11 protein-coding genes are annotated in these 12,396 nt (G+C 37.9%); 7 read left to right on the forward strand and 4 right to left on the reverse strand.

Annotation, left to right across the window (positions count from 1 at the left end):
* Nucleotides 1-50 precede the first annotated feature (50 nt).
* The 4 genes from PSF67_RS02175 to PSF67_RS02190 all read right to left on the reverse strand — a co-directional run bounded on the left by PSF67_RS02175 (nucleotide 51) and on the right by PSF67_RS02190 (nucleotide 5,162).
* The gene (locus tag PSF67_RS02175) at nucleotides 51-1,235 is read right to left on the reverse strand and encodes a thiolase family protein (RefSeq protein ID WP_102138110.1); all 1,185 of its coding nucleotides are present in this window, start codon (nucleotides 1,233-1,235) and stop codon (nucleotides 51-53) included.
* Nucleotides 1,236-1,244: 9 nt separating this feature from the next.
* Complete coding sequence (fabG, locus tag PSF67_RS02180; RefSeq protein ID WP_102138111.1) at nucleotides 1,245-1,982, reverse strand: 3-oxoacyl-ACP reductase FabG; 738 nt, start codon at nucleotides 1,980-1,982, stop codon at nucleotides 1,245-1,247.
* Between the two features lie 26 nt (nucleotides 1,983-2,008).
* Nucleotides 2,009-3,577: an acyl CoA:acetate/3-ketoacid CoA transferase gene (locus tag PSF67_RS02185; RefSeq protein WP_272676454.1), complete on the reverse strand. Its 1,569-nt coding sequence runs from the start codon at nucleotides 3,575-3,577 to the stop codon at nucleotides 2,009-2,011.
* 67 nt (nucleotides 3,578-3,644) lie between these two features.
* Entirely contained in the window at nucleotides 3,645-5,162 is a 1,518-nt protein-coding gene (locus PSF67_RS02190; RefSeq protein ID WP_102138113.1) for a class I adenylate-forming enzyme family protein, read from the reverse strand.
* Between the two features lie 495 nt (nucleotides 5,163-5,657).
* Between PSF67_RS02190 and yghU the strand changes: the two genes are divergently transcribed.
* The 7 genes from yghU to PSF67_RS02225 all read left to right on the forward strand — a co-directional run bounded on the left by yghU (nucleotide 5,658) and on the right by PSF67_RS02225 (nucleotide 12,395).
* Entirely contained in the window at nucleotides 5,658-6,497 is an 840-nt protein-coding gene (gene yghU, locus PSF67_RS02195) for a glutathione-dependent disulfide-bond oxidoreductase (protein ID WP_272676455.1), read from the forward strand.
* Nucleotides 6,498-7,049: 552 nt separating this feature from the next.
* A complete protein-coding gene (locus PSF67_RS02200; RefSeq protein ID WP_210848257.1) occupies nucleotides 7,050-7,316 on the forward strand; it encodes a helix-turn-helix domain-containing protein in 267 nt (88 codons plus the stop codon).
* A 38-nt stretch (nucleotides 7,317-7,354) separates the two neighbouring features.
* Nucleotides 7,355-7,618 (forward strand): helix-turn-helix domain-containing protein, encoded by a 264-nt coding sequence (locus tag PSF67_RS02205; RefSeq protein WP_210848258.1) that lies wholly within the window; start codon nucleotides 7,355-7,357, stop codon nucleotides 7,616-7,618.
* A gap of 136 nt (nucleotides 7,619-7,754) precedes the next feature.
* Nucleotides 7,755-8,291, forward strand: a complete 537-nt coding sequence (locus PSF67_RS02210) for a fimbrial protein (protein ID WP_210848259.1) — start codon at nucleotides 7,755-7,757, stop codon at nucleotides 8,289-8,291.
* Between the two features lie 167 nt (nucleotides 8,292-8,458).
* On the forward strand, nucleotides 8,459-8,896 hold the full coding sequence (locus tag PSF67_RS02215) for a fimbrial protein (protein ID WP_231068773.1): 438 nt from the start codon (nucleotides 8,459-8,461) through the stop codon (nucleotides 8,894-8,896).
* Between the two features lie 89 nt (nucleotides 8,897-8,985).
* The gene (locus tag PSF67_RS02220; RefSeq protein ID WP_272676456.1) at nucleotides 8,986-11,508 is read left to right on the forward strand and encodes an outer membrane usher protein; all 2,523 of its coding nucleotides are present in this window, start codon (nucleotides 8,986-8,988) and stop codon (nucleotides 11,506-11,508) included.
* Between the two features lie 98 nt (nucleotides 11,509-11,606).
* Nucleotides 11,607-12,395 carry a fimbria/pilus periplasmic chaperone gene (locus tag PSF67_RS02225; protein ID WP_231068771.1) on the forward strand — a complete coding sequence of 263 codons (789 nt, stop codon included), beginning with the start codon at nucleotides 11,607-11,609 and terminating at the stop codon, nucleotides 12,393-12,395.
* Nucleotide 12,396 lies beyond the last annotated feature (1 nt).

The following is a 12,396-nucleotide window of genomic DNA, read 5'->3' on the forward strand; positions in this document are numbered from 1 at the left end:
ACAGCCCGACGCCCCACGCCCCACGTCGGGCTTTCTGCTTGCAGTTTTTCTTATTCTCTTTCGAACAACATTGATATCCCTTGACCACCACCGATACACATAGTCACTAACCCGGTAGCAACCTGGCGGCGTTCCATTTCATACATTAACTTCACAGGCAAAATAGCCCCACTGGCACCCACAGGATGACCCAGAGCAATTGCGCCACCATTCACATTCACTTTAGTGCTATCAAGAGACAAATCATTCATGACTGCAATAGCTTGTGCAGCAAACGCTTCATTTAACTCAATTAAATCAATGTCTTTTACATCCATTTTGAGCTTTTCCATTAATCGACGGGTTGCTGGCGCGGGTCCAAAGCCCATAATGGCCGCTTCACAACCTGCTACAGCCCAATCGACCACTTTCATTCTTGGCTTCAGACCACGTTTTTCCGCCTCTTCACGACGCATCATCACTAATGCCGCAGCACCATCATTGATACCTGAAGAGTTTGCTGCCGTAACCACACCATCAGCTTTAAATGCAGGGCGCAATTTTGCTAATTTTTCACGTGGTGTATCCCGCGGATGTTCATCGGTATCAAAAATACGCGTGCCTTTACGGCCTTCAGGTATTTCTACGGGTAATATTTGATCAGCAAAATAACCCGCTTGAATCGCTTTTAACGCTTTTTGCTGGCTATCCCATGCAAAATCATCCATTTCTTCACGGGTAATATTGAACTGTTCTGCAACATTTTCTGCCGTCATTCCGTTGTGATAAGGGCCTTCTGGCCAAGTTAAGATAGACGTTAACCCATCCTCGAGCACATCATTCCCCATGCGGTAGCCATAACGCGCTTTGCGTAAGTAATACGGCAGCATCGTCATATTTTCTGTACCACATGCCACCACAACATCGGATTGGCCAGTCTGTAGCAGCATCATGCCATCAGCTAAAGCTTGTAACCCTGAGCCACATTGACGGTTAACCGAATATGCAGTCGTTTCTTTTGGGAGCCCTGCTCGTAGCTGACAAATACGTGCGATAAAACCACTTTCTGCGATTTGCCCAACATTACCCACGATGACTTCATCAACATCTTCGGGGGCAATTCCTGCTCTTTTCACAGCTTCACGGATCACCACAGCTCCGAGGTCATGTTGATGCGTATTTGCAAAACTTCCCCCCATCGTGCCAATTGCTGTTCTCACACCACTCACAATGACAATATCATTCGCTTGTTTCATTATTTCCCCCTATAGCACCATTCCGCCGCCAACATTGATCACTTCACCATTGATATAACGCGCTTTATCAGAGGCTAAAAAGGCAACACATTGGCCTACATCGCGCGGATCCCCGGCAAAACCCGCAGGGATCTTACTGATCATGATGTCCCACACTTTTTCAGGTACACCACGGGTCATATCTGTATCAATAAACCCCGGGCAAATCGCATTTACAGTGACACCTTTACGGGCTAACTCACGGCAAGCCGTTTTTGTCAGACCAATAACCCCAGCTTTAGACGCGGCATAGTTGGCTTGCCCAACATTCCCAAGCCAACTGGCCGAGGAGATATTGACAATTCGGCCATGTCCTTGCTCACGCATTAATTTTGCAGCCTCTTGCATGCAGTTAAATGTCCCTTTCAGATTGATATCAATGACTTTATCCCAATCATCTTCCGTTAATTTATGCAGCATGCCATCTCGGTTGATCCCCGCATTGTTCACCAGTACATCAATCGCCCCAAAATGTGCTAACGTTTTAGAAAATAAGGTATTGACCTCTTCACGCTTGGCAATATCACAAGGAATAAAAATGGCTTGATGGCCTTGCTCTTGTAGCTGTTTTGCACTTTCTTCACCTGACGACATGGCTAAGTCAGAAATAACGACTTTTGCCCCTTCTTCCGCAAGCACCTGAGCAATAGCAAAACCAATACCTCTTGCAGAACCCGTCACAATGGCGACTTTATCTTGTACTAACATGGATAAATTCCTCTTTAATATTGAAACTATAAATACGAAACCAGACCAAAAGGGGCTTCCTCAAATAATGAAGAAGACATCACCTTCAAATCAGGGGAAATTTCGGGTACGAAGTCCATATGGGCAAGGATGTCACGCTCTAGGTCAATACCGGGGGCAATTTCAACCAGTACTGGGGTTTCCCCCCCTAATGTGAACACTGCACGTTCCGTGACAAAATGCATGGTTTGGTTGATATTTCGTGCGACATCCGCATTCCATGAAATTTGCCGTACTTGGTTAACTAACTTTCTAATATCCCCTTCCCGCACAATATTTAACTGCCCATTTTCACAACGAATATCTAACCCTTTTGCGGTAAACGTCGAGCAAAACACCACGTGCCGCGCATTTTGGGTAATATCAATAAACCCACCTGCCCCAGGGCAAATATTGCCTAGCAACGTCGCATTGACATGGCCTCGGGCATCCATTTCCCCTGCGCCCATATACGTGATATCAACGCCTGCACCGTTGTAGTACAACATTTGGTCTTGGTGACTAATCATCGCTGACAGGTTACGGCCTATACCAAAGTCAATACCGCCAGCTTGGACGCCCCCCCAAATCCCTGACTCCACAGTAATATCGACGCGCTTAGTTGCATTTTCTTCCTGAATAATTGAGCCGATAACATCGTTTGGAATACCCGTTCCTAAGTTAATCACACAGTTTTCATATAGATAACGGCATGCAATTCGCCCAATCAATTTGCGAATATCCAAAGGTAATGGCGTAGTTTGTTGGACAGGGGTGCGAATATCACCGCATAGAGTTGGGTCAAAAAACCAGCTTGAGGATTGGCGATGGTCTTCTTCAGGGTTATCGCACACGACAATGTGGTCAATAAAGCTTGCGGGAACAGTGACACGCTTGGGATGCAGAGTCCCTTCTTCAACGCAATACTTCACTTGTGCAATCACTTTGGCACCAAAACGTTTAGCCGCCAGTACCGCATGCAAGACCTCTAGGGCCATGGCTTCTTCATCGGTGGTGAGGTTACCTTTACTATCAGCGTGAGTTCCTCTGATCACCACCACATCTAAGGGAATTTCTGGGTACCATAACCATTCTTCCCCTTTGAAATTCACTTTTTCAACCAAAGGAGGAAGAGCCAACGTTTTCGCGTTCATCCTACCGCCTTCAAGATCAGGATCGATAAATGTCCCTAACCCTACTTTGGATAAGCGCCCCGGTAAGCCTGCAGCCATTGCGCCATATAAGTGCACCATTTGCCCTTGAGGGAGGCAATACGCTTCGACTTGGTTATCATTAATCATTTGCATCCATCGAGGTGCTAACCCCCAATGGGAACCAATGATCCGTTTCACCATCCCTTCATGGGCAAAGTGTTGATTTCCTCGAATACGGTTACACTGTCCAGCTGCATGAACCAGTGTTAATTGATTTGGTGTACCCTCGGATAAAAAACGTTGTTCAATTTCCGATAAAATAGATTCAGCAGCACTGGTTAATGTCATTCCCACAGTACAAATCGTATCGCCATTATTAATTAATTTAGCGGCATCTTGTTTCGAAATAAATTTATTATTCATGATAAAACCTACCTAAAGGCTAATATTTCATAGCCCCTTTTTGATTAATTAAAAACTAATTTAGAATTTAGTTATTTAAAGAGTAATATCGTAATTTCAAATCTTTCTTACTTATTTTCCCATTCCACGTTCTAGGGAAATTACGTGTAAACATAATTCTTACTGGAACTTTATAAGTTGGCACCCTGTCTTTTAGCCATTCAATGATTTCTTTACTGGTTAAACATACTTGGTTTTCAGGAATAATAAATGCAATAGGCTCTTCACCATAAATGGTACTTTCAATTGGAATGACAGCGACTTCATTAACACCCGGATAATTAGAAATCAAATCTTCGACTTCAATAGAATATATTTTTTCACCACCACGGTTAATCATGTCTTTAATTCGATCTTGAATATAAAGAAAACCATCATCATCCCTATAACCAATATCCCCTGTGAAAAACCAACCATCATTAAATGATGTCGTGTTCGCAGGGCTGTCAGGCCAATAACGTTGGATAACAACATCCCCCTTCACCCAAATGTTACCTGTCGTATTAGCGGGTTTATCTTTACCGTTATCGTCACGTATGGCCACCTGTAATCCAGGAACTGGTGTACCTGAGCTCGCTTTCTTATCACTATAACGAATATCTTCACGAAATATGGTGGCAGGGGATGATGTCTCAGTCAAACCATAAATAGAATGAATAGATGTTTTGGCGAATATATAAGAAAGCTCTTTAATCGTACCTTCATTTAAATGCCCTGCACCACAAGCAATCATTTTTAATGAATTAAATCTTTCTAGATTAATACTTTTATTTTCTTTTATTTTTTGAATTAACAATATAAATACAGTTGGAGAACCATGTAGAAATGTTATTTTCTCTCTTGCAATTGTTGAGATAATATCTTTTGCATTAAATTTTTTCTGAAGATAGATCGTACCACCAATATGAATAAATAATGCTAAAATAGCGGAGAGCCCCGTAATATGATAAATCGGTACAGCCAAAATTGTTTTATCGTGTTCAGATAACTTTAACGTTTCCTGATAGGCATATACAGCAGATAATATATTCTTGTGCGTGATCACAGCACCTTTCGGTGTTCCCGTTGTGCCCGAAGTGAATATCACCACCGCTGGGTCTTCTTCATCAACTTGGTTAATAAAATTAATTTCATCGGTAAGGATTAAATTACGCCACTGAGAAAGGCTAACTCCTTTTTCACTGAGCTGTGCCAGCCATGGTTGGTATGTATCATCCCAAAAAATGGCATCGGCATTAATACAGGATAAATGCTCTTTACCTTCAAATTCTTTCATTTTGGTACTTAAGGGCATTACCTGAATACCCAGCCCTACCGCGGCATAAAATAATTGGCAAAATTCAATCGTATTACCCCAGCCGAGTACAATTCGATCGCCTTTTTTCAACTGCACGGTGGTTGTTAGCCACAACATTGTTTGGTTTACTTTCACAAGTAATTGGCGATAACTCCAACTTTGCTCTTCAAATACAATGGCAACAGCGTCTGGCTGCGCTTTTGCTCTCTGTAATAAGCTTTGGTAGATGTTTGAATTTGGCACAAGCATGGACACACTCCGATACCGCTGAATATGACTGATATGCTATCAATGTATAAAATACACTCCGATAAATTAGTGCCAATCTTCACAAATTATTCACACCCTTTTTTTATTTGAATTAGTGATCTGCACAACCCATTTGTTAACGTTTTTTTTATTTAGGTCTCATTTCACACCCTGATTTTTATAACAAATGAAAATATTTACCTTTTGTTATTGGCGAACCACCCAAAAGGCACAGAAATTCCTATAAAGAACTCAACCTCCATTGTGCGTATAAACAACGACTCACAAACGAAAAAGAGTTCAGGGTTAATACTTAACAAGCCCGTTTATCCCCTATCTGCTCTTGCACTCTGTGCTATTTAGCCTTCTCACCAAACCCAATAAGATAATAATAGTGGTGAATTCACTAGAGATTGCTACAGTGGAACACAGTCATAATGAAAGAAATGATGTGAAAGCAATCGCCATCTTTGAAAACGGTTAAGGAGTTAACTCATGGCAAACACCCCTTATATTCCCCCTAATGTCTGGCAATGGGAGCAAGGTAATGGCGGAAAATTCGCCAATATTAATCGTCCAATTTCCGGTGCAACTCACGAAAAATCTTTACCTGTAGGTAAGCACCCACTACAGCTATATTCATTAGGAACACCGAACGGGCAAAAAGTCACTATTATGTTAGAAGAGCTATTAGCCCTTGGCATTAAGGAGGCTGAGTACGATGCTTGGCTAATTAATATCGGTGAAGGAGACCAATTTAGTTCGGGTTTCGTTGAAATTAGCCCTAACTCAAAAATCCCCGCCTTAGTCGACAGAAGTGGTAAGGAGCCTATCCGAGTATTCGAATCAGGTTCGATTCTGACCTATTTAGCTGAAAAATTTTCTGCTTTTTTACCCACAACTCAACCAGAACGTGCTGAAACCTTATCTTGGCTATTTTGGCAAATGGGCTCAGCACCTTTTGCAGGTGGCGGTTTTGGCCATTTTTATGCCTATGCTCCTGAAAAATTTGAATACCCTATTAACCGCTTTGCAATGGAAACCAAGCGTCAATTAGATGTGTTAGACAAACGTTTAGCAGAACATAGATATGTTGCAGGGGAAAACTACAGTATCGCTGATATCGCCATCTGGCCGTGGTACGGTGCATTAGTGAAAGGTTGGCTTTATGATGCCGCTGAGTTTTTATCTGTCCATGAATATAAAAATGTCATTCGTTGGGCTGATGAAGTCTATGCACGCCCAGCAGTACAGCGCGGTCGACGGGTTAATCGCCTACAAGGTGATCCTGCACAGCAAGTACGCGAACGCCACGATGCGAGTGATATAAGCTAAGTCATAAGTTTATTACCTTTATCAATACTGAGATTTATCGATTTTAAGTCTCAGTATTCACCATCCTTGGTTAAGTTCACAACTGTTGAAATAAAATATCCCTATTAAAATATCTAAATACGAAGGTAAAAAATCATATTTAGATCGTCTTATTTATACAAATAATACTAATTCTATTAGTACACCTCCAAAATAAATGTTTCAAAATGGACATAAATATCTTTATAAATACAAATTTCGCGACTATTTTAGTGAGAATAATCTTATATTGATATTTTATTTCAAAGAAAATTATATTAATAGTATGTTATAAAAATAACCACTCAATTAATAATGTTTTAGATTTTTATTTATTATTCAACTTATTATACTAGTCACTATTAGATGATTACTTGTTTAGCTTGTAATTAGATACATATATTATAATTGATCGTTTTTTTCGATTTAGCATACTGGTTATTTATATTTAGAAATTACCTTTATCAAGAGTAATCTATGTTCACAAATTAAACGACTATACAAAAACTGAAACTTAAATCGGTATCCTAATAAATGAAGGACTCTATTTTCACTTGCATAACTGTTTTAGAAAACAAAAAAAACATTACAAACATAGTTGCCAAGAATATTGGTAAAAAAATTAAACAGCTAAGATCAGAGTATCACTTAAGTGGGTCTGATTTAGCCAGAATTATAGGTATATCTCAACAACAATTATCACGTTACGAAAATGGCCTTAGTGACATATCAACATCTAAAATCATGTTGATATCCATATATTTTAAAGTTGATGTTTGTTATTTCTTTAAAAAAGATTAACTCATTATATTTTTACCTCTCATATTAAGGTAGTACGAATGAATGATGAAGAAAATGTAAATATAAAATTAGGCTGCTTAATAAAGAAACTAAGAAAGAAGAAAGGAATTAGCGGAGCTGAATTAGCAGAGAAACTAAATGTAAGCCAACAACAAGTATCAAGATATGAACGAGGAACAACAAAACTAAGCTTTGAAAAATTAATCGAATTAACAATTCATCTTGATCTAGATTTATCTAAATTAAAGTCAGAAATTGAAAAAGAAGTTTTATACATCAATGACTCAAGAGCATTATTGTAATCTTTAATGGCAGATAACACTGTTATTAATTAATAACAATTAACTCTGATTGTTATTAATTAATCTCACTATGAAATTAACATAATGAGATTAACAATAATCATATTTATATATTTAACCGTAAAGGAAAAGATTGATGAAAATTAAAAGTATTGCAATGGCAACTTTATTAGTTTTAGGTGGAGCTTCTGCTGCGAATGCTGCTGACCAAGGCCACGGTAAAGTGACGTTTAAAGGTGCGATTATTGAAGCACCATGTTCAATTGCACCAGAAAGTATTGACCAAACGATTGAATTAGGCCAAATCTCTAATATGGCTTTAGCCGATGGCGGAAAATCATCACCTAAAACATTTGATATCGCACTGCAAAACTGTAACGTTAGCAGCTTAACTAAAGGTGTTCAATTAACCTTTACTGGTGCATCCGCATCATTTGATGAAGATAATAAAACCTTAGGTATCGTTGGTACAGGTAGTGGTGCTGGTGTTCAAATTACTAGTGGTAATGGTGAAATTGTTACTATTAACACAGCTACACCATTCCAACAAATTCAAGATGGTAGCAATACATTACAATTCTCTGCATATTTAAAAGGTAATGGTGGTGATGTTTCAACTATCACTGCAGGTGAATTCAGTTCTGTAGCTGATTTCACTTTATCATACGAGTAAAATTAGCAACCTTCTAATTTCAACCTAAAAACACACGGATAGGTTTTTAGGTTCATTAAATATAATGATAGAGCGAAAATATGCTATATAAATTTTCATGGTTGACATTCATTCTATTATTAGAAACTAGTTTGTCATCATATTGTTCGGCTGAATCATTAATCACAATGAATGGAAGTATTATTGAAACTGCCTGTTCTATTGATATAAATAGCAAAGACCAAACCATTGAAATGGGAAGCTTATCTATATCTCAAATTACTCGAGATGGCCAAAGCAATGCAAAAAATTTTTCAATTAGATTAATTAACTGTGTACTTGAGAGACCTGAATCAAAAAAACCAAACTGGCAATATTTTACAGTAACATTTGATGGAGTTCATGATGGTAGTTTATTTACTACCAATGGGCAAGCTGAAGGGATTGGTATTGAAATTAGTAGTACTAGTGGTGAAGTAGTATATCCAGGAAAGGCAATGTCGTCACAAGAGTTAACTGATGGCAGCCGTAATTTAAATTACAAACTACGAATAAAAAGAAACAATAAAAGTTTAAAATCAGGTAATTATTTCAGTCTAATAAAATACAAATTAGATTATGAGTGATATAAAAAATAACTCTGTCCACATGAACATCTTTCCAAATAGGAGATATTTTCTCTTATTATAAATGAGTTTGAATAAGGTCAAGTATAATGGCGCATCATAAAATCCATATTAAATTATCATCAGTTAGTCGATTATATATATTAGCTAGCATGATAACCATCATCTGTAATACTGGGTTTGCCTCTACTAACATAGAATTTAATACGGATATTTTAGATATAAATGACCGTGCTAATATTGATCTAAGTCGATTCTCTAAAACTGGCTACTTTATGCCAGGAGAGTACACTTTTAGTGTTCATGTAAACAAAAACATATTACCTGAACAAAGTATTTTTTATTATAATTCAGATGAAAACACTGATGACAGTACAGTATGCTTAGACCCAAACTTAGTTGAGAAATTTGGGCTAAAACCCAAAATATCATCATCACTGACCTGGTGGCATGATAACTCCTGTTTAGATTTAAACAGCTTATCTGGTGCAACTACAAAGGCCGATTTATCGACATCAACACTCTATATTAATATTCCTCAAGCCTATTTAGAATATACGGCAGATAATTGGGATCCGCCCGCTCGTTGGGAAGATGGGATATCGGGTGCTTTATTTGACTACAATCTGAACGCGCAAGTAAATCAACAAATACGTAGTCACCAAAGTACGAGCTATACCACTAATGGTAACGGTGTGGCAGGAATGAATTTAGGTGCATGGAGATTCAGAGCTGATTGGCAATCACGATTTGAAAAACGCCCATCTTCTGAGTCAACGCATTCTTTCGATTGGAATCGTTTTTACATTTTTCGAGATGTTAAATCGTTAGGTGCCAAACTAACATTCGGTGAATCTTACTTAGCCTCCGATATTTTCGATAGCTTCAGATTCACAGGACTCAGTTTAATTACTGATATTAATATGTTACCACCCAATTTGAGGGGATATGCACCTGAAGTTACTGGGGTGGCAAATAGTAATGCAACCGTCATTATTAGTCAGCAAGGCCGTATTATTTACCAAACTCAAGTCGCTGCTGGCCCTTTTCGCATTCAAGACCTTAATGATGCTTTATCGGGTGAATTAGATGTAAGGGTAGAGGAACAAAATGGTAAAACGCAAACTTTTACAGTGAACACCTCAAGTATTCCCTATCTTACTCGCCCAGGGCAAGTTCGTTATAAATTTGCAGCAGGACGGCCTAGTGATTCCAATCATCGTGTTAATGGTGATAGTTTCGCCAGTGGTGAGTATTCATGGGGGATTAATAATGGTTGGTCCCTATATGGCGGTATGATTGCTTCACAAAAATATCTCTCAACGACTTTGGGAATTGGTCGCGATCTAATGCGATTTGGGGCTCTTTCATTTGATGTGACAAGAACACATGCAAAAATTAAAGAAATCACCTCAAATAATGAAGCTAATTATAAAGGTAATTCTTACAGATTGAGCTATTCAAAACGTTTTGAAGATTATAATAGCCAAATTACCTTTGCTGGCTATCGTTTTTCAGAAAAAGATTTTATGAGTATGTCTGAATATCTCGATGCCAAAATAAGTGGTGTTCGACAATATAATAGCAAAGAAATGTATACCATTTCTTATAACCAACAGTTTAGCGACAGTGGACTGAGTGCATATTTAAATTTTTACCATCAAACATATTGGAATCAACCTGACAATAACCGCTATAGTTTATCATTAGCAAAGTATTTTGATCTCGGAAAATTTAAAAACTTAAGTGTTAACTTAACCGCATTCCGTAATAGCTATCGAAATACAAATGATGATGGGGTTTATATTGCTTTATCTATGCCTTGGGGTGAAACCTCTACAGTGAGCTTTAATAGTAACTGGGATAAAAGTAATACAACACAGAATGTGAATTATTATGACCGTATTAATGAGCGTAGCAACTACCAGATTAATACTGGGATCGCACGGTCGGGTGCAATTCTTGGTGGGTACTATACACATCAAGGCGATATGGCTCAGTTTAATGCAAATGCAACATACCAACAGAATCGTTATCGTTCTGCCGGGTTATCATTGCAAGGTGGATTGACGGCAACGCAACATGGGGTTGCATTCCATAGAAGTAACCAACTTGGCGCTTCGCGCGTTTTTGTTGATACCAATGGTGTAGCGAATATTCCTTTGCGTGGTAATGGAATTGTCACACGGTCGAATTATTTTGGTAAGGCGGTTGTTGCTGATGTTAATAGTTATTACCGTAGTAATATCAATGTGGATTTGAATCTTTTACCTAGCAACGCAGAGGTTACCCATTCTGTAAAGCAAGGAACATTAACAGAGGGTGCTATTGGTTATCGCCAATTTGATGTTATAGCGGGTAATAGTGCAATGGCAAACATCCGCTTATCAGATAATAATGCACCTCCATTTGGCGCCATTGTATTAAATACACGTAAGCAGCAAGTTGGAATAATTAGTGATGAAGGCAGTGTTTATTTGTCAGGCTTAAACCCTAAAGAAAAATTGAGTGTTTTTTGGGATGATAAAATACAGTGCAATATAACATTGCCAGATAGCGTTTCATCAGAAATAAATCTAGCAAACACATTGCTGCTACCATGTGTGAAATAACACTTCACTAATGTTATTAGAAAATTATTAATATTAATGATTTAAATTAAAAAAATGATAAACATCATCATTTTAAACTTAAAGAGATTATATCGTTTATGAATAAGTTAAATGTAAGTAAAAAGGATACCTATCCTATCCAAAAATTGGTTAATAGTTCTAAGATTATATTAGCAACAGTTTTTTTAATAAATATCTCAACAGCAAATGCAGCTATTTCATTAGACCGTACTCGAGCAATCATTAATGGCAATGAGAAATCTATTAGCTTAAATATTAGCAATGAGAATAAAACATTACCTTATCTTGCCCAAGGCTGGATTGAAAATGCACAAGGTGAAAAAATTAATGACCCATTTACCGTATTACCTCCGGTTCAACGTGTTGAACCTGGTGATAAAAGCCAAATAAGAATTCAACCATTAGCTAACGTGGCAAAATTACCACAAGATATTGAGTCAGTATATTATTTTAATTTACGTGAGATACCACCGAGAACTGATAAAGCAAATACGTTGCAACTTGCATTGCAAACAAGAATAAAACTTTTTTATAGACCAACATCTATCATTCCAACTAAAAATGATATCGATAACCCATGGCAAGAAAAATTAGTTTTAAAACAGCAAGGCGGTAAATATATTGCATTTAATCCAACACCTTATTATATAACCATTATTGATGCAGCAACAAAAATTAAAGGGGATACAGTAAAAGGCTTCGAGCCGATTATGATCGCTCCTAAAAATAGCCAGCCATTAGGTGTCGATGTTGCTACATTAGGCAATACTCCAGTACTAACATATATCAATGACTATGGTGGCCGCCCTAATCTTAGTTTTAGCTGCCAAGCAAATGAATGCAAGGTATCTCCAAGTAATAAATAAT

This window comes from Providencia sp. PROV076 (assembly GCF_028483405.1).
Taxonomy (GTDB): Bacteria; Pseudomonadota; Gammaproteobacteria; order Enterobacterales; family Enterobacteriaceae; genus Providencia; species Providencia huaxiensis.